Origin of the sequence: Variovorax sp. Root318D1 (assembly GCF_001424835.1) — a bacterium.
In the GTDB taxonomy this organism is placed as follows: domain Bacteria; phylum Pseudomonadota; class Gammaproteobacteria; order Burkholderiales; family Burkholderiaceae_C; genus Variovorax.
The window spans coordinates 134,760-159,167 of record NZ_LMCQ01000012.1 but is presented as its reverse complement, the minus strand read 5'-3'; the positions used below and the strand labels follow the sequence as shown (position 1 = coordinate 159,167).

General features: G+C 67.0%; 23 protein-coding genes. 8 read left to right on the top strand and 15 right to left on the bottom strand.

Going from position 1 to position 24,408, the window contains the following annotated elements; translation table 11 throughout:
• Positions 1–78: 78 nt before the first annotated feature.
• The 8 genes from ASC78_RS10995 to gtdA form a co-directional block, all read right to left on the bottom strand.
• Positions 79–1,542 carry a SulP family inorganic anion transporter gene (locus tag ASC78_RS10995; RefSeq protein WP_055800670.1) on the bottom strand — a complete coding sequence of 488 codons (1,464 nt, stop codon included), beginning with the start codon at positions 1,540–1,542 and terminating at the stop codon, positions 79–81.
• Between the two features lie 193 nt (positions 1,543–1,735).
• Entirely contained in the window at positions 1,736–2,614 is an 879-nt protein-coding gene (locus ASC78_RS10990; RefSeq protein WP_055800667.1) for an acyl-CoA thioesterase, read from the bottom strand.
• A 102-nt stretch (positions 2,615–2,716) separates the two neighbouring features.
• Positions 2,717–4,081, bottom strand: coding sequence for an FAD-dependent oxidoreductase (locus ASC78_RS10985; RefSeq protein WP_055800664.1), 1,365 nt, complete (start codon positions 4,079–4,081; stop codon positions 2,717–2,719).
• Positions 4,081–5,058 carry a Bug family tripartite tricarboxylate transporter substrate binding protein gene (locus ASC78_RS10980; RefSeq protein WP_055800661.1) on the bottom strand — a complete coding sequence of 326 codons (978 nt, stop codon included), beginning with the start codon at positions 5,056–5,058 and terminating at the stop codon, positions 4,081–4,083. The genes ASC78_RS10985 and ASC78_RS10980 overlap by 1 nt, the downstream gene beginning before the upstream one ends.
• Positions 5,059–5,113: 55 nt before the next feature.
• A complete protein-coding gene (locus tag ASC78_RS10975) occupies positions 5,114–6,097 on the bottom strand; it encodes a Bug family tripartite tricarboxylate transporter substrate binding protein (protein ID WP_055800658.1) in 984 nt (327 codons plus the stop codon).
• Positions 6,098–6,157: 60 nt separating this feature from the next.
• The gene (locus ASC78_RS10970) at positions 6,158–7,411 is read right to left on the bottom strand and encodes a 3-hydroxybenzoate 6-monooxygenase (protein WP_055800654.1); all 1,254 of its coding nucleotides are present in this window, start codon (positions 7,409–7,411) and stop codon (positions 6,158–6,160) included.
• Positions 7,412–7,434: 23 nt separating this feature from the next.
• Positions 7,435–8,139 carry a fumarylacetoacetate hydrolase family protein gene (locus ASC78_RS10965; protein WP_055802046.1) on the bottom strand — a complete coding sequence of 235 codons (705 nt, stop codon included), beginning with the start codon at positions 8,137–8,139 and terminating at the stop codon, positions 7,435–7,437.
• A gap of 70 nt (positions 8,140–8,209) precedes the next feature.
• Positions 8,210–9,295, bottom strand: a complete 1,086-nt coding sequence (gtdA, locus tag ASC78_RS10960; protein WP_055800651.1) for a gentisate 1,2-dioxygenase — start codon at positions 9,293–9,295, stop codon at positions 8,210–8,212.
• Positions 9,296–9,437: 142 nt separating this feature from the next.
• Between gtdA and ASC78_RS10955 the strand changes: the two genes are divergently transcribed.
• From ASC78_RS10955 to ASC78_RS10930, 6 genes are all read left to right on the top strand, one after another.
• Positions 9,438–10,337, top strand: coding sequence for a LysR family transcriptional regulator (locus ASC78_RS10955; protein WP_055800647.1), 900 nt, complete (start codon positions 9,438–9,440; stop codon positions 10,335–10,337).
• Between the two features lie 96 nt (positions 10,338–10,433).
• Entirely contained in the window at positions 10,434–10,880 is a 447-nt protein-coding gene (locus ASC78_RS10950; protein ID WP_055800644.1) for an acyl-CoA thioesterase, read from the top strand.
• A 104-nt stretch (positions 10,881–10,984) separates the two neighbouring features.
• The gene (locus ASC78_RS10945; protein WP_055800641.1) at positions 10,985–11,491 is read left to right on the top strand and encodes a phasin family protein; all 507 of its coding nucleotides are present in this window, start codon (positions 10,985–10,987) and stop codon (positions 11,489–11,491) included.
• Between the two features lie 124 nt (positions 11,492–11,615).
• Positions 11,616–12,329, top strand: a complete 714-nt coding sequence (locus ASC78_RS10940; protein ID WP_055800639.1) for a TetR/AcrR family transcriptional regulator — start codon at positions 11,616–11,618, stop codon at positions 12,327–12,329.
• Between the two features lie 3 nt (positions 12,330–12,332).
• Positions 12,333–13,169 (top strand): hypothetical protein, encoded by an 837-nt coding sequence (locus ASC78_RS10935; RefSeq protein WP_082517499.1) that lies wholly within the window; start codon positions 12,333–12,335, stop codon positions 13,167–13,169.
• A gap of 93 nt (positions 13,170–13,262) precedes the next feature.
• Positions 13,263–13,520 carry an acyl-CoA-binding protein gene (locus ASC78_RS10930; protein ID WP_055800636.1) on the top strand — a complete coding sequence of 86 codons (258 nt, stop codon included), beginning with the start codon at positions 13,263–13,265 and terminating at the stop codon, positions 13,518–13,520.
• Between the two features lie 18 nt (positions 13,521–13,538).
• On the opposite strand, the gene ASC78_RS10925 is transcribed toward ASC78_RS10930, so the two are convergent.
• The 4 genes from ASC78_RS10925 to ASC78_RS10910 are packed head-to-tail and all read right to left on the bottom strand — an operon-like array spanning position 13,539 to position 18,352.
• Positions 13,539–14,786, bottom strand: a complete 1,248-nt coding sequence (locus tag ASC78_RS10925; RefSeq protein ID WP_055800633.1) for a CaiB/BaiF CoA transferase family protein — start codon at positions 14,784–14,786, stop codon at positions 13,539–13,541.
• A 50-nt stretch (positions 14,787–14,836) separates the two neighbouring features.
• Entirely contained in the window at positions 14,837–15,151 is a 315-nt protein-coding gene (locus ASC78_RS10920; protein WP_055800632.1) for a polyhydroxyalkanoic acid system family protein, read from the bottom strand.
• Positions 15,144–16,268 carry an aminopeptidase gene (locus ASC78_RS10915; protein WP_055800629.1) on the bottom strand — a complete coding sequence of 375 codons (1,125 nt, stop codon included), beginning with the start codon at positions 16,266–16,268 and terminating at the stop codon, positions 15,144–15,146. The genes ASC78_RS10920 and ASC78_RS10915 overlap by 8 nt, the downstream gene beginning before the upstream one ends.
• Positions 16,265–18,352, bottom strand: coding sequence for a molybdopterin-containing oxidoreductase family protein (locus tag ASC78_RS10910; RefSeq protein WP_055800626.1), 2,088 nt, complete (start codon positions 18,350–18,352; stop codon positions 16,265–16,267). Before ASC78_RS10910 ends, ASC78_RS10915 begins: the two co-directional genes overlap by 4 nt.
• Before the next feature lie 59 nt (positions 18,353–18,411).
• Here ASC78_RS10910 and ASC78_RS10905 point away from each other — a divergent pair, with 59 nt between their 5' ends.
• A complete protein-coding gene (locus ASC78_RS10905) occupies positions 18,412–19,536 on the top strand; it encodes an ABC transporter substrate-binding protein (protein WP_055800622.1) in 1,125 nt (374 codons plus the stop codon).
• Positions 19,537–19,552: 16 nt separating this feature from the next.
• On the opposite strand, the gene ASC78_RS10900 is transcribed toward ASC78_RS10905, so the two are convergent.
• The 3 genes from ASC78_RS10900 to ASC78_RS10890 all read right to left on the bottom strand — a co-directional run bounded on the left by ASC78_RS10900 (position 19,553) and on the right by ASC78_RS10890 (position 23,118).
• Complete coding sequence (locus ASC78_RS10900) at positions 19,553–20,647, bottom strand: M14 family metallopeptidase (protein WP_055800619.1); 1,095 nt, start codon at positions 20,645–20,647, stop codon at positions 19,553–19,555.
• Entirely contained in the window at positions 20,644–21,846 is a 1,203-nt protein-coding gene (locus tag ASC78_RS10895) for a M20 aminoacylase family protein (RefSeq protein ID WP_055800615.1), read from the bottom strand. Before ASC78_RS10895 ends, ASC78_RS10900 begins: the two co-directional genes overlap by 4 nt.
• A gap of 78 nt (positions 21,847–21,924) precedes the next feature.
• Positions 21,925–23,118 carry a glycerophosphodiester phosphodiesterase gene (locus ASC78_RS10890; protein WP_055800614.1) on the bottom strand — a complete coding sequence of 398 codons (1,194 nt, stop codon included), beginning with the start codon at positions 23,116–23,118 and terminating at the stop codon, positions 21,925–21,927.
• Positions 23,119–23,219: 101 nt separating this feature from the next.
• On the opposite strand from ASC78_RS10890, the gene argE reads away from it, so the two are divergent.
• A complete protein-coding gene (argE, locus tag ASC78_RS10885; protein WP_055800610.1) occupies positions 23,220–24,386 on the top strand; it encodes an acetylornithine deacetylase in 1,167 nt (388 codons plus the stop codon).
• Positions 24,387–24,408: the final 22 nt, after the last annotated feature.

Sequence of the window (24,408 nt, the reverse complement as noted above, 5' to 3'; positions counted from 1 at the left end):
CGGTTCATCGGACATCCGACGGGATCTGGAAAGGCTAGATGCAAGGCACCACTCGGCTCATGAGGAAAATCACCTAGCTCATTCGGGCGCCGTGTCGAGCCGCAGGATCAGGTCCTGGCTAGCCTGGTTGAGGCCGCTGACCTCGACCATGCTGCCGTGCTTGCGCAGCCGCTCGACGATCTTGTTCAGCGCGGCCACCGCGGTCACGTCCCAGAAATGGGCCTGCGACACGTCGATGTGCACCGGCGCGCCGTCGATCTCGCGCACGTCGAAGGCATCCACCAGCATGTCGGCCGATGCGAAGAACACCTGGCCGCTCACGCGGTAGACACGCACACCGTCGTCGCCAGCTCCAGCTTCGGCATGCACATGCAGCAGCCGCGCGACCTTGAAGGTGAAGAACACGCCGCTCAGCATCACGCCGGTGGCAACGCCCGCGGCCAGGTTGTCGGTGGCGACGGTGACGGCCACGGTCGCGAGCATCACCGCGCTGGACATGCGCGGATGGCGCACCAGCGTGCGCAGCGAGCCCCAGTCGAAGGTCGAGGCCGACACCATCACCATGATCGCGACCAGCGCCGCCACCGGCACCTGCGACACCCAGGGCTTCAGCAGCACCATGAGAATCAGCAGGAACGCGCCCGCAAACAGCGTCGACAGCCGCCCTCGCCCGCCGTAGCGCACGTTGCTCACGGTCTGGCCGATCATTCCGCAGCCCGCGATACCGCCAAAGAAACTCGCCGCAACGTTGGCAATGCCGAGGCCGCTGCATTCGCGGTTCTTAGAACTCGGCGTGTCGGTGAGGTCGTCCACCACGCTGGCGGTCATCATCGATTCGAGCAGGCCGACCATCGCGATGGCGAACGCCGGCAGCGCGATGATGCGCAGCGTTTCGAGCGACATTGGCACCGACAGCCAGGCAAAGGCCGGCAGCGCATCGGGCAATTGGCCGAGGTCGGCCACGGTCTTGAGCGGCAGGTTCAGCCAATGGCCCGCGAGCGTGACCACCACGATGCACACCAGCGGCGACGGCACGGCCTTCGTGATGCGCGGCAGCAGGTAGATGATGGCGAGCCCCAGTCCCACCATCGCCCAGGTGGCCGTGTTGGCTCCGATGAAGTGCGGCATCTGCGCCGCGAAGATCAAGATGGCCAGCGCGTTGACGAAGCCCGTGCGCACCGAGGTGGAGACGAAGCGCATCAGCACCCCGAGCCGCAGCAGGCCGAACAGGATCTGCATCACGCCGGCCAGCACGCCCGCCGCCAGCAGGTACGGCAGCCCGTGCGCATGCACCAGAGGTGCGGCCACCAGCGCCACCGACCCCGCGGCGGCCGACACCATGGCCGGCCGTCCGCCGGTGAAGGCAATGACGACGCTGATGACGAACGATGCGAACAGCCCGACGGCCGGATCGACGCCCGCGACGAAAGAGAAGGCGATGACCTCGGGAATCAGGGCGAAGGTGGCAACGGCACCGGCCATCAATTCGCGTGGAATGCTCGGGCACCACTCGGTGCGCAGGCGGCTGTGTGGGGAGGACATGAAGAATGCAAACAGCCCGCACGCGGCGACAAAGGCCGCGCCACGCCTCACGGGCAGATGTCCTCAATTGTAGGTAGGGGCTTGGGGCCTCAGGGCGCGTGCACAGGACACCGGGTACTCCCTTCCGCGAATGTCCCCCGTCGGCGGGAGCGCCGCCCTGAACAGCAGCATCCAACACCCATCGAACACCTTCTCAGCGCTTGACCCGCAGCATCCCCTCTTGCGCCGTAGAAGCCACCAGCCGCCCGTCACGCGAGAAGAGGCTGCCGCGGCACAGGCCGCGCGCGCCGCCGGCACTTGGCGAATCGAGCACGTAGAGCAGCCAATCGTCCATGCGGAAATCGCGGTGGAACCACATCGCGTGGTCGAGGCTCGCGGGACGCACCTGGCCGCTCATGAAGCTCAGGCCGTGCGGCAGCATCGCGGCGCGCAGCAGCCCGTGGTCGGACGCGTAGGCGAGCAGTGCGCGGTGCACGACCGGGTCGTCGGGCAGCGGCGCAATGGCGCGCATCCAGATGGCACTTTCGGACGGGCGCACCTCCGGCGTCAAGAGGTCGTCGGCTTCGACGCGGCGGTATTCGATGCCGTGCGGCTCCAGGCCCTTGATGCGCCAGCGCTCGGGCAGGCGGTCGCCGAGTGCGATGCGCTGGTCGATCTCGCTGATCAATCCCTCCGGGCCTGCCACCGCGGGCATGGCGAACTGGTGCTCGACGCCGTCGTCCACCGTCTGGAAGGAGGCCGACATCTCGAAGATGATGCGCTCCTGCTGGCGCGCCACCACATGCCGCGTGGTGAAGCTGCGGCCGTCGCGCACGCGGTCGACGCTGTATTCGATGGGCGCGTGCTCGCCCGGCAGCAGGAAGTAGGCGTGCATCGAATGCACCGGGCGGTCGGCGCCGACCGTGAGGCTCGCGGCCGCGAGCGACTGGCCGAGCACCTGGCCGCCGAACACGGCGGGCGTGCCAATGTCCTCGCTCTGGGCCAGGAACTTGTCGCCCCCGAGCGGCTCGAGCTGCATGAGCGCGACGAGTTCGTCGACAAGGCGGGCGGCGGTGGCGGGATCGGTGGTCATCGGAAATGGCGGTCGGGTGTCAGCAAAAAGAATCAACCCTCAACCATAGCAAAGCCCAGGCCCGCGCGCTGTCGCGGGACGGTCAGCTGCTCCCTGTGGAAATCAACGGTCGATATCTGCGCCGTCGGCAATCAGCTTCTTCTGAAGCGCAGGCACATCGACGTCCGCAAACTTGGAGCTGCCGCCCAGCGAAGCCGCCGCCGTACCCGCGGCCTGCCCCATGACAAAGCAGCCGCCGCTCGCGCGCGCGGCCGACTGGCCTTCGTGCGTCATGGCGGCGCAGCGGCCGGCCACCAGCAGGTTGTCGACCTGGCGCGGCACCAGCATGCGCCAGGGCAGCTGGTTGTAGGTGCGGTTGTCGTCACGCGGAAAGGCCCATTCGATGCGGCCGTCGGCATGCATTTCCATCGGCCAGGCGTTGATGCCGATGCTGTCGTCGAAGCTGGCCGACGACAGGATGTCCTCGCCCGTGAGCGCATACAGGCCCTCGATGCGGCGCGTTTCGCGAATGCCGACCTGCGGCGCAATCTCCACGATGGCCGACTGCGAAAAGCCCGGCACCTCGGCCTTCATGAACTTGAAGTATTCGGCAATCTGGCGCCGGCCTTCGAGCTCGCCTTCGGTGAGCTCGCGCGCATCGATGCCGTTCATCGCACGGCCCGCGGCATTGCGAATCTGCGTGACGTTGGCGCGCCATTCGCGCGGATCGATGTTGGGCCGCAGGATCGCGCCTTCGCGCGGAAACTTGTAGGCGCCGGGCTTTTGCGCCTGCACCCGTTCCATCAGGTCGTTGATGGCCTTGAACTCGCCGACGGCCGCGAGCGCCGCGGGCGCATCGACCTGGCCGACACGGAACATCGTGGTCGGGAACAGGCCGCTGCCATGCCCGTCACCCACTTCGAAGGGCACGCCCGCAAAGGCCGCCACGTCGGCATCGCCGCTGGCATCGACAAAGGCGTTGGCGCGAATTGCCTGCCGGCCCGACTTGGTCTCGACCACCAGCGCCGCGATGCGCTCGCCGTCGCGAATCACGGCGGCCGCCCAGGCGTGAAACAGCAGGTGCACGCCAGCATCCAGCAGCAACTGGTCGGCCGCGATCTTGTAGGCCGAGGTGTCGTAGGAGCGCACGCGGATGCGGCCCTGCATGCCGTCCTGCGGCTTGTTGAGGCCGCCCAGCGCCTCGATGCGCGCCAGCAGGTCGTCGGTCACGCCGCGCACAAGCAGCGTCATCTCGCCGTCGCGCTTGCCGTACAGGCCTGCGAAGTTGGTCACGCCGCCCGCCGTGCCCATGCCGCCGAGGAAGCCATAGCGTTCCACCAGCAGCGTGTTCGCGCCGTGGCGCGCGGCGCTGACGGCGGCGGCAATGCCGGCGGGCCCGCCGCCGACCACCACCACGTCGTATTCGCCGAAGACCGGCAGCTTGCGCGCCGGCTCGGTGAGGGTCTTGCTGTGCTGGACGGTGGTCATCACTGAATCTTGATGCCGCGGGCCGAGATGATCTTGGTCATGATCGCCGCCTCTTCCTTGACGCGAAGGCGCATGCCGTCGGGCGAGGTGCCCACCGCCTGCCAGCCCTGCTCGAAGAGCTTCTGGCGCACTTCGGGCTGCTTCATGATCACTTCGAGTTCACGGCTGATGCGCGCCTGCGCCGTCTTCGAGAGGTTGGCGGGCCCGAGCAGCGCCACCCACACTTCGAGCGAGAAGTCGCGCACGCCGGCGTCGGCCAGCGGTGGCAGCTCGGGCACCAGCGCGCTGCGGCCGCCGGTAAGGCCGATGGCCTTGAGCTTGCCGGCGCGCACCTGCGGCATGGCCACGCCCGGAGGGATGAGGGCCATCTGCACCTGGTCGCCCAGCATCGCGGTCACGACCTGCGGGTTGCCCTGGTAGGGCACGTGCTCGGGGCTGAAGCCGTTCACGCGGCTCTTGAGCAGCTCCATGCCCAGATGCCCGACGGAGCCCACGCCCACCGAGCCGTAGTTCCACTTGTCGCCGCCCTTGCGCGCCGCATCGAAGAAGGCGGTGCCTGAAGGCAGGTTGTTCTGCGCCACCAGCACGAGCGGTGCCGTGGCAATCAGCGACAGATAAGTGAAATCTTTCGCCGGGTCGTAGGGCAGCCGTGGGTACAGCATCTTCGACGAAGTGAGGTTGCCATTGATCACGATGCCCAGCGTGTGGTCGTCGGTGGCCTTGGCCACCATGTCGGCCGAGATGTTGCCCGAGGCGCCGGGCTTGTTGTCCACCACGACCGGCTGGCCGAGCGCCTTGGCCAGCGGCTCGGCAATGGTGCGGGCGGCGATGTCGGGCGTCGAGCCGCCCGGAAAACCCACGAGCAGGCGGATGGGCTTGGTCGGCCAGGCGTTGTTCTGCGCCTGGGCCGCCAGCGGCAGCGCGGCGGCGGCTGCCAGGCCGCAGGCGATCAGGAGGGCTCTCTTGGATGCGTGCATGGAAGAAGGTGAAAAAGAAGACTGTTAAAAAACGTAATGGTACTGATCGCAGCCGCTATTCGAGGCTGATGTTGCCCCGGCGCACCAGTTCCCCATAGACCTTGGACTTGGCCTCGGCGTTGCGCTCGATCTCCTCAGGCGACCAAGCCAGCGGCTCGAACGCAAAGGTGTCGAAGCGGGCGCGGATTTCGGGGTCCGCAATGACCTTGGCGACGTCAGCGTTGATCTTGGCCTTGACCGCGGCCGGCACGCCCTTGGGCGCTAGCAGCGAGACGAAGGAATTCACCTCGAGCGAGGCCGGCCCGCCGGCTTCGGCCATGGTCGGCACGTCGGGGAGCTGCGGAATGCGCTTGGGCGCCGCGATGGCCAGGTAGCGCAGCTTGCCGGCCTTGTAGATGCCCTGGCTCGAAGGAATGCTGGCAAAGCTCCATGGCACGTCGCCGGTGCCCACGTTGGAGAACAGCTGCGACACCTCGCGGTATGGCGCATGCCGCATGCGAATGCCCGTGAGCGCCTCCAGCTGCTGCGCGCCCAGATGGCCCGGGCTGCCCACGCCCCACGAGCCGTAGACGATGGCTTCGGGGTTGGCCTTGGCGTCGGCGATCAGGTCGCTCATGTTCTTGTACTTCGACTCGCTGGACACTGCCACGAAGAAAGGCGTGCGAAACAGCGAGGCCACGGGGTCGAAATGCTGCAGCGTCACGAAGTTGCGCGACTTGTACAGGTGCGGCAGCGCGGCGATGTGCTCGCTGTCCAGCTGCAGCAGCGTGTAGCCGTCGGGTGCTGCGCGGCGCGCCTGATCGATGGCGATGAAGCCGCCGCCGCCGGGCTTGTTGTCGATCACCACACGCTGGTTCCACAGGCGCGAGAGCTTGTCGGACACCATCCGCAGCACCGCGTCTGGCCCGCTGCCGGCTGCGAAAGGCGTGACCAGCGTCACGGGCTTGCTCGGGAAGTCGCTGGCCTGCGCCAGGGCGCCGGTGCTGGCCGACAAGGCGATGAGCCCCGTCCACAGTGCGCGCGAAATTTTGTTGTTCATGGTCCTTTGTCTCCTGGGCCTGTGGCCTCGAATGGTGATGGTGGAAGAAATCCGTTCGATTCAGTGCGCCGAAATCACCGCGGCCGAGCAGCCCCGTCGCGCATCGTCCAGGCAATGCTCGGGCCGCCAGGCATAGAGCCATTCGACCGCATCGTAGAACCGTTCGGGCGTGCGGCCCACCCAGAGGCTGTTGCGCACAAGACGTTCCACGCCCTTGGCGTGGTAGAGCCGCCCCATCTCGCGCACCGACAGCACCACGCGGGCGGTGCGCGGAATGCGCGCGGCCTCATAGAGCTTGAAGGCGGCGGGCATGTCGAAATCGCAGGCCTGCACCGCAGCGCCCAGCGTCACCGCGTCTTCGAGCGCCATGCAGGCACCCTGCGCGAGGTATTGCATCATCGGATGCGCCGCGTCGCCGAGCAGCGTGGCGGGGCCTTCGCTCCAACGTTCCACCGGATCGCGGTCGGCCGTGCTCCAGCGGCGCCACGACGTGGGTCGGTCGAGCAATTGGCGCGGGCGCGCATGCACCCCATCGAAGTACGAGAGCACTTCTTCCTTGCTGCCTTCGGACACGCCCCACTCTTCCTTGTCGCGGCTGTGGAAGGTGACGACCAGGTTGTACAGCTCGCCATGGCGCAGCGGATAGTGCACCAGGTGGCAGTTGGGGCCGGCCCAGACCACGGGCGCGTTCCAGCGCAGGTCGGCCGGCATGTCGGCCACCGGCACCACCGCGCGGTACACCACGTGGCCCGAGACGCGTGCCTCGTCGCCGACGAGCCTGGCGCGAACGACCGATTTCACGCCGTCGCAACCCACGATGGCGTCGGCCTCGAAGCGGCGGCCGTCGCGCGTGGTGGCGACCACGCCTTGCGTCTTGCCCGTGCCGATATCGATGGACTCGACCTGGGCCGACGTATGAAAGCGAATCAGCGGATGCTGCTTCACCGCCTCGTGGATGGCGCCGTGCAGGTCGGCGCGGTGGCTCACCGCATACGGATTCTTGAAGCGCGCGCGAAATGCCTCGCCCACGGGCACCGAAGCCACTTCGCCGCAATCGACCGCATCCATCATCACGAGCCGGTCGGTGAAGACCGAGTTGCGGCGCACCGCCTCGCCCACGCCCAGCGCATCGAGCGCCGCGAAGGCATTGGGGCCGAGCTGCAGGCCGGCGCCGATCTCTCCGATGGTGGCGCTCTGCTCCAGCAGGTCGATGGAAACGCCGAGCCGCGCGAGCGCCAGCGCGGCCGCCATGCCCCCGATGCCGCCGCCAACGAGCAGCACGGTGGGAGGATTCTTCGGGGGAGATGTGGTCATGGGGGCCTCTGCGCAATGCTCGATCAGTCGATTCGCACGGTGAGCGAGGGGAGCTTGTCGATGCTGACCTTGAGGGTCTGCCCCGGCTTCACCGCACCCACGCCTTCGGGCGTGCCCGTGAAGATCAGGTCGCCGGGCTGCAGCGTGAAGAGCGTCGAGAGATTGGCGATCACCTCGTTGACGGACCAGATCAGGTGCGTGATGTCGCTGTTCTGGCGCACCTGGCCGTCGACTTCTAGCGTGATGGCGCCGGCAGCGAGCTCGCCCACGTCGGCGAGCGTGCGCAGCGGGGCGATGGGCGCCGAGAAGTCGAAGGCCTTGCCGATTTCCCATGGACGGCCCTGCTCGCGCATCTTGATCTGCAGGTCGCGGCGCGTCATGTCCAGGCCCACGGCATAGCCGTGGATGTGGCTGGCCGCCTGCTCCACCGCGATGTCCTTGCCACCCTTGCCGATGGCGACCACCAGCTCGGCTTCGTAGTGGTAGTTGCTCGTGAGCGGCGGGTACGGAATGGCGCCGGTTTCGCCTTCGGCCACGGGCACCACGGAGGCGTCGTCGTTGGGCTTGCAGAAGAAGAACGGCGGCTCGCGGTCGGGGTCGAAGCCCATCTCGCGCGCATGCGCCGCGTAGTTGCGGCCCACGCAGTAGACCCGGCGCACCGGGAACAAGTCGCTCGAATCGGCAATGGGCAGGCCGACGATGGAAGGAGGCGTGAAGACGAAGGACATGAAGGCTCCTGCCGCGCGCGGCGGCACAGGGTCAATGCAAAGCAAGAAAAGAAAAAAGTCCGGCCGGCTCTCAGGCCTCGTCGAGGAAGGCTTCGCGCAGGATGCCCATCGCCTGTTGCACCGGACGGTCGGAGAAGCTGAAAAGCACCACGTCTTGGCCGGGTGCCGAGAGACGCAGCGGCGCCCACGAAGGCACGACGAAGGTGTCGCGCGGGCCGAACTCGAAGCGCTGGCCCGCGATGTCGGCGCTGCCGCGGCCTTCGACCACGCTGTAGACGGTGCCGTCGGTGGCGCGGTGCGTCTTGCCCGCAAATCCGTTGGGCAGCAACTGCAGTTGGGTGCCGATGGTGGGCATCGGCGCACCACCGGTCAGCGGGTTGATGTAGCGCAGCTTGTGGCCCAGCCAGGCATCGGGCGCTTCCTGCTTCTGCAGCAGGGCCAGCGCCTCGCGGCTGCGGGCATAGGGGTAGTTGAAGATCGGCGAGGTGGGCGACACATGGTCGTGGCGCACCGGCACCATGTTGTGGCCGAAGCGCGCGAGGCTATTGCCCTCGGGGCGCGCCACGTGCTGCACCTTGGCGTCGTCGTTCTCGGCAAAGCCGGCGTCGAAGAAGCGCAGCATCGGAATGTCCAGCCCGTCGAGCCAGACCACCGGCTCCGCCGTGCCGCCGACGCCCTCGTTGCCGTGGTCGTGCCAGGCCCAGGACGGCGTGATGATGAAGTCGCCCGGGTACATGGTGGTGCGCTCGCCGCCCACCGTGGTGTAGGCGCCCTTGCCGTCGACGATGAAGCGCAGCGCCGACTGCACGTGGCGATGCGAGGGCGCCACCTCGCCCGGCATGATGAGCTGCAGGCCGGCGTAGATCGACTGCGTGATCGACGAGTTGCCGGGCAGTGCGGGGTTTTCGAGCACCAGCACGCGGCGCACCGCTTCCTCGGCAGTTATGAGGTCGGCCGATTCCATCAGCAGCGGGCGGATCTCGTCATAGCGCCACAGCGCCGGCACGCAGGGCGTGGTGGGCTCGCGCGGCACCAGGGCGTGCAGCGACTCCCACAGCGGCGTGAGGTTCAGCGGGCGAATGCGCTCATAGTAGCCGCGGCGCTCCGCGGCGTTGGCAGGCGCTGGCGTTGGGGTTGTCTGGGCGTTGGGCTTCATGGCGGTTCCGGCCCTCGCGTGGCCGTTGTCTCCGGGAAACAGCGATCTTCCGCCGGTACTACTATTGGCGCAACGGGGCCATGGCGATAGCTTCGATCGCATTTCTTGATAATGGTGGCGGCACACGGACGGGAGGTGTTTCATGGCCCAGCTCGATCTGGAATGGCTGCTGGTTTTCGACGAGGTCCACAAGACGGCCAATGTGTCGAGCGCGGCCGAGCGGCTCGGCATTTCGCAGTCGGCGGCCAGCACCGCGCTGGCCCGGCTGCGCACGCATTTCGGCGACCAGCTGTTCGTGCGCACCTCCCGCGGCATGGAGCCGACGCCCTATGCGCGGCAGATCCAGCCGCTGGTGCAGGAAATCCTCGACCGGCTGAACCGCGCCAAGGGCGGGCGCGCCAGCTTCGACCCCGCCACCGCGGCGCGCAGCTTTCGCATCTGCATGACCGACATCAGCGAAGTGGTGCTGCTGCCGGGCCTGCTCGGCCATCTGCGGCATGCGGCGCCGGGGGTGCGCATCGAGACCGAGATCATTTCCACCGAGAGCGCACGCCGCCTGGAGGAAGGCGCGGTCGACCTGGCGGTGGGCTTCATGCCGCAGCTGGACGCTGGCTTCTACCAGCAGACGCTTTTCATGCAGGACTTCGTCTGCCTGGCGGCACGCAACCATCCGCGCATTGGCGAGCGGCTCACGCGCAAGCGCTTCGAGGCCGAGGCGCATGCGGTGGTGGCTTCGTCGGGCACGGGCCATGCCATCGTCGACAAGACCATCGCCCGGTTGGGCGTGAAGCGCAACGTGGTGACCAGTCTTTCGAGCTTCCTGAGCGTGGCGCGCATCGTGGCGCACACCGAACTCATCGTGATCGTGCCCAGCATCCTCGGCAAGGTGCTGGCCACGCAGGAACCGGTGAAGCTGCTGGAGCCGCCCTTCGAGCTGCCGGCCTATGCCGTGAAGCAGCACTGGCACGAGCGCTTCCATGCCGACGCCGGCAACGCCTGGCTTCGGCTCACGCTGGCCGAACTTTTCGTCGGCGGCGGCTGAACGTGCGTGCCGTGGCGACCGGCGGCGCGCCGCCCCGGGGCCGGTCGCTCGCATAATTGGGGTTCTCACCCATCAGCCCACGAAAAAAGGCGGCGCATGTCTTCCATCACCCTTCGTTTTCTGGCCGAGCCCAGCACCGTCAACTTCGGCGGCAAGGTCCATGGCGGCACCGTCATGAAATGGATCGACGAAGCCGGCTACGCCTGCGCCACCAGCTGGGCCAAGCGGTATTGCGTGACGGCCTTCATCGGCAGCATCCGCTTTCACCACCCGATCATGATCGGCGACCTGGTCGAGGTCGAGGCCCGGCTGGCCTATACCGGCACCACCAGCATGAACATCTCGGTCGAGGTGCGCAGCGGCGACATGAAGGGCGGCACCATGGACAAGACGACTGAATGCCTGATCGTCTTCGTCTCGGTCGATTCGCACGGCCGGCCGCTGCCGGTGCAGCCCTTCGTGCCCGGCACGCCAGGTGAAATGGCGCTGGCCGAGCGGGCCAAGACCCACCTGGAAGCGAGCCGGGCTGCCGGCAAGGTCTAGGGGCGTGCCGCCCCCCACGGGGGTTCCATTCGTAGACATGAAGCTCTAACGGGAAGGGCGCTGAGCCGCTAAAGTAGCCCGATAGTTTTCACAGGAACATCCGCATGGCTACCCAGGACGACGATCACGGCAACAAGGGCTCCGACCGTATCAAGGATTCCGCGCAGCAGATCTGGCTGGCGGGGCTCGGCGCCTTCGCCAAGATGCAGCAAGAAGGCAGCAAGGCTTTCGAGGCACTGGTGAAAGACGGCGCCGGCATGCAGAAAAAGACCCAGGCAGCCGCCGAAGAAACGCTGACCCAGGCGCAAACGCGCATGGCAGGCTTTGCCAGCGAATTCGGCACCAAGGCAGCGGGCCAGTGGGGCAAGCTCGAGAACATCTTCGAAGAGCGCGTGGCGCGCGCCCTCGAGAAGCTCGGGATGCCTTCGGCCGCAGACCATGCCGCGCTGCAGGCGCGCGTGGCGGCACTCGAGGCCGAACTGCAGCGCATGCAGGGCAAGGCGAGCGCCGCTCCGGCCCGCGCCGCGAGCCGCAAGACGGCTGGCCGCAGCGCGGCACCCGCGGCGACGGCCGCCAAGAAGACCGTTCGGCGCAGCACCAAGGCCGGCTGAGCGCCACTCCGATCATCCTTTTGCGATGGCGCACCACGGTGCCGTCGCAAAAACATGGCCCTGCCCGGTTTGTGGTGCAGTGCACATACGCTAGAGTGTCCCCAAAAGACAAACGGGGACTGACATGGCCAAGAAGGCGCCACGCCGCACAGCGCAACGCATTCTCGAAGCCGCGCTGGAGCTGTTCAACCGCTTCGGCGAGCCGAATGTTTCCACCACGCTCGTGGCGGGCGAGCTCAACATCAGTCCCGGCAATCTCTACTACCACTACCCCGCCAAGGAAGAGCTGATCAACAAGCTCTACGAAGGCTACGAGGCCGAGCTCAACGAGCTCCTGCATGCCAGCGAAGGCGTGCACGATGTGGAAGACGCCTGGTTCTTCATGCACAGCCTGTTCGAGCTGATCTGGCGCTACCGCTTTCTGTACCGCGACCTGAACGATCTGCTGAGCAAGAACCGGCATCTCGAAACCCAGTTCCAGCTCGTGCTCAAGAACAAGGCCCGTGCCATCCGCGTACTCATCGCGGGGCTGAGCCGGGCCGGACACCTGGAAATCGACGCCCACGAAGTCGACACGCTCGCCCAGAGCATGGTGGTGGTGCTGACCTATTGGCTCAGCTACGAATACGTGCGCAACCCGCGCGAGGCGCTGGAGCCGGCCCATGCCCAAGGGGCCCTGATGCGCGGCGGCCAGCACACGCTGCACCTGCTCGCGCCCTATCTGGGCCACGAACAGCGGCGGCATTTGCTGACACTGAGCCATGCCTACAGCGGCGATGATTCAAACAGCGCGCCGCCGCCTCCGGCCGCCCCAGTCGACTTGGCAGCCCAGTCCTAGACCATGTCCCATTCAGACTTCAAGCCGCTCTCGCTGTTGTCCGCCAGCCCGGTTGCCGCGACAGCAGACCCTTGGACGCCGCTGCCCTATTTCGACGTGCCGCGCTTCGACGCGCAGAGCCTGCTTCTTGATTGGCCGCGGCTGCACGCCGGCCACGCCTTGCCGCCGCCGGCCGAGGGACACCCGCTGGCGGATGGCTGGGCGCTGTACCACAGCGGCGAGTTCGAGCGTGCCGCCACCCTGGGCCTGAGGCATGGCTCGGAGGGCCTGGTGCTGGCCAACCAGTCCACGGCCATCTATGCCAACTACCTCGAGCCGCGCGAAGCGGTCCGGCTTTCGATGTTTCGCCAAGTCATCGAACGGGCCGCCGACCAAGCCGCCGCCGAGCCCGACAACTGCCATGCGCTCTACTGGCAGGCCTACGCGCTCGGCCGCTACAGCCAGGGCATCAGCGTGGCGCGCGCGCTGGCGCAGGGCCTCGGCAGCAAACTCAAGGGCGCACTCGAACGGGTGATCGAACTGCAGCCGGACCATGCCGACGCGCACATTGCGCTGGCCGCCTTCCATGCCGAGGTGATCGACAAGGTGGGCGCACTGGTCGGCCGCATGACATACGGCGTGCGCGCCGAGATGTCGATCGAGCTGTTCGAGCGCGGGATCGAGCTGCATCCCCATTCGCCCGGCGCCCTGATGGAATACGGCCGCGCGCTGCTCATGCTGCACGGCGACGCGTACCTGCGCGAAGCCACGCTGCTGTACGAGCAAGCTGCGGCACTGCAGCCCGCGGATGCGAAGGAACGGCTCGACGTGGAGCTGGCGCGGGCGGGGTTGTCGGACTGAGGCTCGGCCTTCGAGGGGGCGCGATCGGTACTGCCGGGTACCGCGCACTTTAAGATGCGTACCGTTCGCTTTTCAATTCTTTCTTTGACCGCCATGTCCGACCTCAACGCCCAATTCGAAGCCGCCCAGGCCAACTCCAAGCTTCTGGCGGAGCGCCCCGACAATCCCACGCTCCTCAAGATCTACGGCCTCTTCAAGCAGGCCACCGAAGGCGACAACACCGCCAAGAAGCCCAGCTTCAGCGACATCGTCGCGCGCGCCAAGTGGGACGCCTGGACCGCGCAAAAGGGCCTCGGCGCCGACGAGGCCAAGCAGAAGTACATCGACCTGATCGAATCTCTTCGGAGCTGACCCCTCCCATCCTGTCACTCAGCCGACGATGCCGCGCGCATGCAGCGCGGCGATCTGCTCGGCGCTGAGGCCGATCTCTTTCAAGACGGCATCGGTGTCCGCGCCCAGCGCGGGCGCGTTGTGCCGGTGGCTGGCCGGCGTGAGCGACAGCTTGGGCACGAAGCCGGGCACCGCCAGCGCGCTGCCGTCGGACATGCGCACCTGCTGCAGCATGCCCCGCGCGGCGTAGTGCGGATCGGCCGCAATGTCGGCGATGGTGTAGATGCGGCCGGCCGGCACCTGGGCTGCGTCGAGCGCAGCCAGCACCTCGTCCACCGTGCGCTGCGCGGTCCAGTCGCCGATGGCGGCATCGAGCATTTCCACCTGCGCCACCCTGCCCGCGTTGCCGGCCAGCGCAGGATCGGCCGCGAGGTCGGGCCGGCCGATGCAAGCCATGAGCCGGCGAAAAATGCTGTCGCCATTGCCCGCCACGATGGCATAGCCGCCGTCCGCGCAGCGGTAGGCATTGGTCGGCGCGATGCCGGGCAGCGCGCTGCCGGCCGCCTCGCGCACCACGCCAAACGCGCTGTGCTCCGGTAGCAGGCTTTCCATGCAGTTGAAGACGGCCTCGTAGAGCGCCACGTCCACGACTTGCCCGCGGCCTTTCGGATATTCGGCGCTCACCGTGGCATGGCGGTGCTGCATGGCCATCAGCACGCCGATCACGCCATGCAGCGACGCCAGCGTGTCGCCGATGGACACGCCCACGCGCACCGGCACGCGGCCGGGCTCGCCCGTGAGGTGGCGCAGTCCGCCCATGGCCTCGGCGACCACGCCGAAGCCTGGACGGTCGCGGTAGGGACCGGTCTGGCCGTAGCCGCTGATGCGCAGCATCACGAGCGCGGGGTTGGCGGCCAGCAGTTCGTCAGGACCGAGGCCCCAGCCTTCCATTGCGCCAGGGCGGAAGTTCTCGATCAGCACGTCGGCCTCGGCGGCCAGCTGCCGCACGATGGCCTGCGCTTCGGGCTGGCGCAGGTCGAGCGCGAGCGAACGCTTGTTGCGCGACTGCACCTGCCACCAGACCGAGGTGCCGTCCTTCAGCAGCCGCCAGGTGCGCAGCGGATCGCCCGCGCCGGGCGGCTCGATCTTGACCACCTCGGCGCCGAAATCGGCCAGCGTGCGCGCCGCAAAAGGGCCGGCGATCAGTTGCCCGAGCTCGACAACCTTGAGGCCGGCCAGTGGTCCTGCCGCGGCCGGAGCGGCAGGAGAAGAAGAGGCGTTTGTCATGGCGCGAGAGTGTGCCGCACGGCGGCTTCACCATCGCTCGGTCAAAGCGCTCAGGCGAAGCGGGTGCCGCCTTTGGGAGCTTCGAGCAGCGCATCGAGGTTGCGCGAGATCTTCTGCTCGATCTGCTGGCTGAAGCTGGCGAACAGGAAACCCAGCGTGGCCTCCAGCTTGAAGGTGTGGGCCGTGACCTCGACCGTGCCGTCGATGCCCGCGCGGCTGAACTGCGCAAGGTCGCGGTCCTTGCCCTCCGTGTAGGAGCATTCCAGGCCGTAGTCCTGCTCCACCTGCTGGATCCACTGGCGTGCGACCTCGCGGGCGCTGGCAATGCCCAGCGCGTGCTTTCGTTCGATAAGGATGTCAGGCACCGTGATCTCCGTTTTTGTTGTGGCTGGAATTCGTCTGCTGGATTCCGGTGGCCGTTTGCAATGCGTTCCGCCGCTCTTCGGTCGTCGGCAATGCGGCGATGCGGCGGACCTCCTTGTAGAAGCGTGTCCAGTTGCGGTTCTCTCGTTCGAACAGCGCCTCGAAAGCGGGCACCAGGTCGTCGTAGGCAGCCTGGGCTCCAAAGGCGGCATTGTTCGCGCGGGCAACCCAGCCATCGTAGGCGCCTTGACGCGGGCCCTGCCATTCTGCGCGAAGCCTTGCGTAGCGTTCGCGGAAATCGTCCATGGCCGCTTTCTTCATGGCGTCGACCGCCGCCCAATCGCCCGCCTTGGCCTCCTTCGATTCGTAGGCCCGGTTCAGCGCACGGCGCGTGTCCAGCGCCAGGACGCGAAACTGCCGGCGCTGTCCGTCGAAGCGCGCGTACTCGCTGCGCGCCTCGTCGCTGGCTTCGCGCTGCAGCCACAACGCACCGCCAATGCGCTCCACCGCGGTGGCATACGATTCGTTGAAGACCGTGTCGCCGGGCACGTAGAGCACCTGGTGCGCGAGCTCGTGAAACACGATGCGCGCCAGCTCGCCTTCGGGATAGCCGATGAAAGTGGAAAGCAGCGGATCACCGCCAGCCCAGTTCATCCAGCCCAGGGTGGAATATGCGGGCACCGGGTACACGGCCGTTTCCATGCCCTTGCCGCGCTGCGCCTCGGCTTCGGCCCTGGCCGCGGCCTCGTCGTAGTAGCCGCGGTAGCCCACGCAGCCCGCCACCGGAAAGCACCAGTTCTTGAGCGTGAGCGAGTACGGCGGCGCGGCCACTACATTCCACACCGCCGCGGGTCGGCGCAGGTCGGCGTACGACTTGTAGCTGGGGTTGTCGGGCAACGCCAGCTCGGCCACGGCAAAACGCCGGATGCGCTGCGTGAGTTCGAGCTTGGCCTTGAGCGGCTCGGAAACAGCCGGGTCCGAGAGCCAGTCGGGCACCGGCTTGGCGGCCCGCATGATCCCGATGTGGCCGCTGGCCGATTGCCAGTAGTAGCCCAGGTCGGCGCAGCCGCCGAGCAGCAACAGGGCGGCCGCTGCCGTGAATGCCGGCGCTGCCCTCACCCCTGCCCGCCCCCCGCGGGCGAAGGAGCGAGACGCTCCACCTGCACCAGGCAGTCGTAGAAGGTCGGGCCGCGGCCGATGTCGGTGAGGCGCTGGCTGGTGAGCTGGTTGACGTTGGTGCCGTCCATGCCGAGCTTGCGCCACCAGATGCCCATGCCGTGCACCACGCCCGGCCGCGCACGGCGCGAGACCTCGGCGCGGCAGCGGTGCTCGCCCCGGCGGTTGAAGACGCGCACGGTGGCGCCGTTCTCGATGCCGCGCGCCGCCGCATCGGCCTCGTGGATCTCGAGCAGCGGCTCGCCTTCGATGGCGCGCAGGCTGGTCACGTTGACGAAAGTCGAATTGAGAAAGTTGCGTGCCGGCGGCGAGATCATGGCCAGCGGAAACTCGTCGGAGCTGCCTGCCGCTTCATAGTTGGGCACATGGTCGGGCAGTCCGTCCATGCCTTGCGCCTGAAGCCGCTCGCTGAAGAATTCGCAGCGGCCCGAGGGGGTGGGAAAGTGGCCGTCGGCAAAGGGTGCTTCGGGCAGCTTCAGGCTGGCAAAACCCTGCGCCTGCAGTTGCTCGTAGTCGATCACGCCGGGCGCAAACGCGCTGCGGCACAGCGTCTCGTCGTCGTCCAGGAAGCAGGGCTCGTCGAAGCCCATGCGGCGCGCCAATTCGCGAAACACCCAGGCGTTGCTGCGCGCCTCGCCGCGCGGCGCGACCGCGGGACGGTTCAGCAGCACGTCGGTGTGGCCGTAGCTGCAGTGAATGTCCCAGTGCTCCAGCTGGGTGGTGGCGGGCAGCAGGTAGTCGGCGTAGTCGGCGGTGTCGGTGCGGAACTGCTCCAGCACCACCGTGAAGAGGTCTTCGCGCGCGAAGCCCGCCACCACCTTGCCCGACTCGGGCGCCACCGCGACCGGGTTGCTGTTGTAGACCACGATGGCCTTCACCGGCTTGGCGTCGTCCAGCAGCGCATCGCCGATGGTGCTCATGTTCACGGTGCGCGGCTTTCGGCCCGCAAGGAGGTCGGGCCGCTGCAGCGCGGCGCGGTCGGCCGGGAAGTGGCCCGAGCTGCTCAAGAGGATCCCGCCCGCACGATGGCGCCAGGCCCCTGCCAGCGCGGGCAGGCAGGCAATGGCGCGGGCCGCGTTGCCGCCGCCGCGCACGCGCTGCATGCCGTAGTTCAAGCGGATCGCGGCCGGTTTGGTGGTGCCGTAGGCCTCTGCCAGCGCCACGATCTGCGCCTCGGGCACGCCGCACACGGCGGCGGCGCGCGCGGGCGGCCATTGCAGTGCGCGTTCGCGCAGCTGCTCCCAACCCAGGGTGTGGTCGGCAATGTAGGCGTGGTCGAGCCAGTCGTGCACGATGAGTTCGTGCATCAGCGCCAGCGCCAGCGCGGCGTCGGTGCCGGGCAGCAGAGCGATGTGCTCGTCGCACTTGTCGGCCGTTTCGGTCTTGCGCGGATCGATGCACACCAGCCGCGCGCCCGCGCGCTTGGCGGCCTGTGCATGGCGCCAGAAATGCAGATTGCTGGCAATGGAGTTGCTGCCCCAGATCAGGATCAGCTTCGCCTCGGCGAAAAACTCGATCCGCATGCCGACCTTGGCGCCCAGCGTGTGGACCATGGCCTCGCCGCCCGCCATGGAGCAAATCGTGCGGTCCAGCAGCGAAGCGCCCAACTTGTGGAAAAAACGACGGTCCATCGACTCGCCCTGGACCAAACCCATCGTGCCAGCGTAACTATAAGGCACAATTGTGTCTGGATTTGTCTGCAATGCGCGAAGTTGCGCGGCGATGTCGTCAAGCGCGGCCTCCCAGCTCACGGGTTCGAAGCGGCCGCTGCCCTTGGGCCCGGACCGCTTCAGGGGCTGGACGAGCCGATCGGCATGGTCGTTGCGCTCGATGTATCGCGAGACCTTGGTGCAAAGAACGCCAGCCGTGTGCGAATGGGCCGGATTGCCCTGGAGCTTCACGGCCACGCCGTCCTGGACTGTCGTGACCAGGGCGCAGGTATCGGGGCAGTCGTGCGGACACGCGCCCAGGACCATGGACGCGGGAGTGGGGAGAACAGCTGTTGTGGGGACCGGGGCATCGACCATCCGGCAAGTCTAAAGTTTTCCAGGTTTGGCGCGCGCAGCGCGCAAAAGAGGTTTTCACCATGATGAATCGCAGACATTTTTCAGTGGCCACTGGCGCGGCGGCGCTGGGCGGCTTCCAGCTGGCCAGGGCACAGGGCGAGACGCCACTCGTGCTGGGGCAGTCGGCACCTTTCACCGGGCCGGCCGCTCAGCTGGGGATTCAGTTTCACCAGGGCGCCAAGCTGTTCCTGGACCAGTACAACGCGCAGTCCGGCCGCCGCCAGGTGGTGATCAAGAACCTGGACGACGGCTACGAGCCCGACCGCTGCGCGGCCAACACGCAGAAGCTCATTGAAGAGGACGTGTTCGCGCTCTTCGGCTACATCGGTACGCCCACCAGCTTGGCGGCGCTGCCGCTGGCGGTGAAAGACAAAGTGCCTTTCATTGCGCCGTTCACTGGCGCGATGTCGCTGCGCGAGCCATTCCACAAGAACGTGTTCCACCTGCGCGCTTCGTACAACGACGAGACCGCGCTCATCGTGAAGCAGCTCACCCACCTCCACCTGAAAAAGATCGCCGTTTTCTACCAGAACGATGCGTACGGCAAGGCCGGGCTCGACGGTGTGACGCTGGCGCTCTCGCAGCAGGACCTGAAGCCGTTGGCGCTGGCCACGGTGGAGCGCAATTCGGTCGACGTGGCGGCCGCGGTGAAAACCATCGTGGCGGCCAAGCCTGACGCGGTCGTCCAGGTGGGCGCCTACAAGGCATGTGCGGCCTTCATTCGCCAGGCACGCAAGGCGGGCTATGGCGGCACCTTCTTCAACGTGTCCTTCGTGGGCACCCAGGCGCTGGCCGACGAAGTGGGCAAGGATGGTGCGGGCGTGATGGTGACGCAGGTGGTGCCTTCGCCCTACAACCCGGCCAATGCGATCACGCGCGAGTTCAGCGACGCGGTGAAAAAAGCGGGCGCCGGCGCCAGCGCCAATTTCTCGAGCCTGGAAGGCTACCTGGCCGCCAAGGTGCTGACCGAAGGCCTGCGCCGCGCGCCGGGCAAGGCCACGCGCGACAGCCTCATCGCAGGGCTCGAGAGCATTGACCGACAGCAGTTCGGGGGCTTCGAGGTGTCGTTCTCGGCCAAGAACCACGTGGCATCGAAGTTCGTCGAACTGTCGATGATCACGGCCGACGGCCGGGTCAGGACCTGATCCAGCCGCTCCGGCGTCAGCCGCCCAGTCCGTCTACGGCCTGGAACATGGCCTGGCGGGCCTGGCTGACGACCTGGCCGCGCCAGGCATCGGTGTCTGTATAAAAGGCCTCGCGCATCCGCGCCCGGATGCCGTCGGCCAAGTCGGCCGGTGCTTCGGGGTGCTTGTGCAGCCAGTGATCGGCGCGCAGGGCGTTCAGCACGTCCAGCATCGGCAGCGTGCCGTACTCGAGCGCAATGCCGGTGTACTCGGCCGCAGGGCACTCCTGGTACACCGCTTCGCACATCAGGCCGCACAGCAGGGCCGAGGTGGAGGAGCCGTCGTAGGTCGACGTGACCGGCGCCGCGGGCGTGCCCCACCAATCGTTGGCGCGGGCATAGGCTCCTTTGTCGTCCCGGCCGGCGAAGATGCGCTCGCCGATGCCGTTCGGGCCGAGCCCGGTGTGCAGGTCGATCCAGCCGAGCCGACGGGCACTGCCTGCATGGCGGCGCAGCACGCCGCGCAGCGTCTTGTTGCCCCACGTCTCGGTCTTGCCCCCGAAGAACAGCCCGTCGTCGAATTGATATTGCCCACCGCTCACGGCGACCTGGAACGCGGCGACCCCGTGCTTGCCGATCCACTTCTCCAAGGCCGCCTGGTTGTCCGGCGTCGGCGGCCAGGTGTCAGGCAGCAGCAGCGAATGCAGCTTGGCGTAGGCTTCGTTGGCAGGAAGCGGTTTCGAAAAATCGACGAAATTGCGGTTCAGGTCGACGCCTTCGTGCGTGACGCGCCGTCCGTACGAAAAGCCGTGCGGATTGAGCGCGTGCACATAGAGCACCGCAACACCTTGTGCCTTGGCTTTCTCGCGCCATTCGGCATCGTGCAGGGCAAACACCTGCACGCCGCTGCCGCAATGGCCTTCGACACCATGGCAGGCACTGGAGACGATCAGCAGGCGTTCCGCATTGGCGGCGCCGTCGAGCGCCACGTCCATCGAGAGTTCTTCGCCGACCTGCCCCTTGCCGGGGTGCGCATGCGGTTCGACCGTGAGGCCTGCGCTCACGCAGGCCTGCAGGAACTTCTGGCGCGCCTGCGCATAGCGGGGCGCAAACGCCTCGCCGATGCCGATCAAGGTGCGCCTCCCCCCGGTTTCAGGAACTGCTCGGCCAGTTGCACCCAGCAGGTGGCGCCCAGGGGAATCAGGTCGTCGTTGAAGTCATAGCTCGCGTTGTGCAGCGTGCACGGCCCTTCGCCGTGGTGCACGTCGCGGTGCGAGCCGTCGCCGTTGCCGATGAAGGCGTAAGCGCCGGGCTTGGCCTGCAGCATGAAGGCGAAGTCTTCCGAGGTCATGGCGGCTTCCTGCCGCAGCACGTTCTCCGGCCCGACGATGGCACCCATCACGCGGCGCGCAAAGTTGGCCTCGGCCTCGGTGTTGATGGTGGGCGGGTAGTAGCGCTCGAAGCGGAAGTCGCAGGTCGCGTCGTGCGCGGCGCAAATGTGCTCGGCAATCTTCTTCATGCGCGATTCAATCAGGTCGAGCACCTCAATGGAGAAGGTGCGCACCGTGCCCGTCAGCTCGCAGTTGTCCGGGATCACGTTGTTGGCTTCGCCCGCATGGATGGTGGTGACCGAGATCACGGCCGAGTCGGTCGGCTTCATCTTGCGCGTGACAATGGTCTGGAAGGCCTGCACGATCTCGCAGGCGATCGGCACCGGGTCGATGCCGGTCTGCGGCAGCGCGGCGTGGCCGCCCTTGCCCATGACGTTGATGTAGAACTTGTTGCCCGACGCCATGACCGGACCCGGGCTCACCGCGAACTGGCCGGCCTTCATGCCGGGCCAGTTGTGCATGCCGAACACGGCGTCCATGGGGAACTGCTCGAAGAGGCCTTCCTTGATCATCTCGCGCGCGCCGCCGCCGCCCTCTTCGGCCGGCTGGAAGATCAGGTAGACCGTGCCGTCGAAATTGCGGTTCTTGGCCAGGTGCTGCGCCGCGGCCAGCAGCATGGCGGTGTGGCCGTCGTGCCCGCAAGCGTGCATCTTGCCGTGGTGCTTGCTGGCGTGGGCGAAGGTGTTGAGCTCGGTGACGGGCAGCGCGTCCATGTCGGCACGCAGGCCGACGGCGCGGTTGCTGGTGCCGTTCTTGACGATGCCCACCACGCCGGTGGTGCCCAGGCCGCGGTGGATGGGAATGCCCCACTCCGTGAGCTTGCCTGCCACCACATCGGCGGTGCGGACTTCCTGGAAGCAGAGTTCGGGATGGGCGTGGAGGTCACGTCGGACGGCGGCGATGCCGGCCGCCTGCGTGACGAGCGAATCGATGAGTTTCATGGGGCACAGTCTAGGCTTTGCGGAAACCGCCGCAAAGACTGTGCCGGGCAAACCCTCAGGCTGCGTTCAAGAACCCGGTCAGCGGCCGATGCTCTTCAGGTAGTCGGCGCGCGCGGCCAGTGCGGTGTCGGTGAAGTCGGTGAACACGCCGTCAACACCCAGCTTGTAATACACCGCGTATTCGTTCTTGCCGGCGTTGCCGTAGTCGGCCGCGAGGCGTCGCGACTCGTTGCGGAAGGTAAACGGGTGCACGAACAGCCCCGCCTTGTGCGCATCGGCAACGAGCGTGGTGGGCGCGATGGAGGTCGCGTCGGCGTCGTTGATCTTGCCGTCCTTGTTGACGTCCACCGGTTTGCCGTCGGCGCCGATGGTGCCCTTGACGCTCACGATGTAGCGCTTCCACGGGCCGATGCCATCTGCATAGGTCTTGATTTCGGCCAGGCCCGCGGGGGTGACCATGGCGTCGAAGTTGCGCTTGTCCCCGGCCTTGGTCCAGTCGTAAGGGCGATCGCTCGGCACTGCAAAGGTCACGGCGCCGGACTTCAGGTCGACGCTGTCGCCGTCGATCAGCTGGATGAGCCGGGTATTGAGGCCCTTGCTCTTCATGTACTTGAGGCTGCCCGGCTCGAAAGACTGCACATAGATGGGCGCGGTCTTGCTGTTCCAGCCCGCGGCGTTGACGGCCGCGACCACCTTGTCTTCCATCGGCAGGCCGAGCTCGCGGAAGTAGGTCGGGTTCTTGGTCTCGGGATAGATCGCGATGGTGCGGCCGCTTTCCTTCGACTTGGCCTTGGCGAAGTCGATGATCTCCTGGAAGGTCACGACCTTGAACTTGCCGTTGAATTCCTGCGGCCGCTCGGCGTCGGTCGAAATGCCGCCCAGCGTCTTGATCTCGGCCAGCGTGAAGTCGTTGCTGAACCAGCCGGTCTGGGTTTCGCCGTCGACCTTGATGGTCTTCTTGCGCGAGGCGAAGCGGGGGTGCTTGGCCACGTCGGTGCTGATGGCCAGGTTGGGATCGTGGCGGGCGATGAGCACGCCGTCCTTGGTGGAGACAAGGTCCATCTCGATCACGTCGGCACCGAGCTCGATGGCGCGCGCATAGGACTCGAGCGTCTGCTCCGGCAGCACGCCCGAAGCGCCGCGGTGCGCGATGACCAGAGGCGGCTGGCCGTCCAGCGTCAGCAGCTTCTGCGACGAACCGGGGCCGGTGCTGCCGCAGGCTGCAAGGCAGAGGGCGGCCGTCGCGGCAAGGGCGTAGTGTTGGGTGCGCATCGTCTTTTTTCTCCATCCAAAAGAGGCGCAGGGTACTCGCTCCGCATGACAGCCAGGGCGCGCATCGGCGCAGGGCGCCGACTTCTTGGACAATCTGTTGCATGCCCCACACGCTTTCCCCTCAAAGCCTCGCACTCGCCCAGGCGCTGGTGCGCATGAACACCGTCAGCGCGAACAGCAATCTGCAGCTGATCGACCTTGCGCAAAGCCACCTGGCCGCATTGGGTGTGAAGAGCCGCATCACCTACAACGCCGAGAGAACGAAGGCCAACCTGTTTGCCACGCTCGGCGAAGGCAAGCCGGCCGGCGTCATCATTTCGGGCCACACCGACACGGTCCCCTGGGACGGGCAGGAATGGAGCGTCGATCCGCTCTCCGCCACGGTGAAGGATGAGCGCCTCTACGGCCGCGGCTCGGCCGACATGAAGAGCTTCATCGCGATCGCGCTGTCCAATGCGAGTCGTTTTCTCGAAAGCGATTCGCCCTTCGCGGTGCACTTCGCCTTCAGCTATGAAGAAGAGATCGGCTGCTTCGGCGTGAAGGAACTCATCGCCGACATGCGCGACGCCGGCATCAAGCCCGTTGCCTGCATCGTGGGCGAGCCCACCAGCATGGTGCCAGCCATCGCGCACAAGGGCGTGTACCGCTACCGCTGCTGCGTGCGCGGCAAGGAGGCGCATTCGTCGCTCACGCCGCACTCGGTCAATGCCATCGAGATGGCCGCACGCGTGGTCGGCAAGGTGCGCGACATGGCCGAAGGCTTCGAGCGCAGCGAACCGCGCTACGAAGGCTTCGACGTGCCCTTCAGCACCGCGAGCGTGGGCCAGTTCCACGGCGGCATTGCCGACAACGTGGTGCCTCGCGATGCCGAGTTCCGTTACGAATTCCGCGACCTTCCGACAGCCGACGCCAAGAAGATGCAGGACGAAGTCGTCTCCTATGCCGGCAGGCTCGAAGCGTCGATGAAGACAGTGGCGCCCGACGCGGGCTTCCGCTTCGAGACCATCTGCGAGATTCCGAGCTTCCTCGGCGCGGCGGGCGATCCGGTCACGCAGCTCGCGCAGCGCCTCTCGGGCGAAGATCGCACCACGCTGGTGGCTTTCGGCACGGAGGCGGGCCTGTTCAAGAACGCCGGCATCCCCACCGTGGTGTGCGGCCCGGGCAGCATCAACCAGGCGCACCAGCCCGACGAGTTCGTGAGCCTCGAGCAACTGGCGCGCTGCGAGCTGTTCATGGAACGCCTCGCCTCGACCCCCAAGATCGGCTGATGGCGGCGCCGAAGGGTTCGCG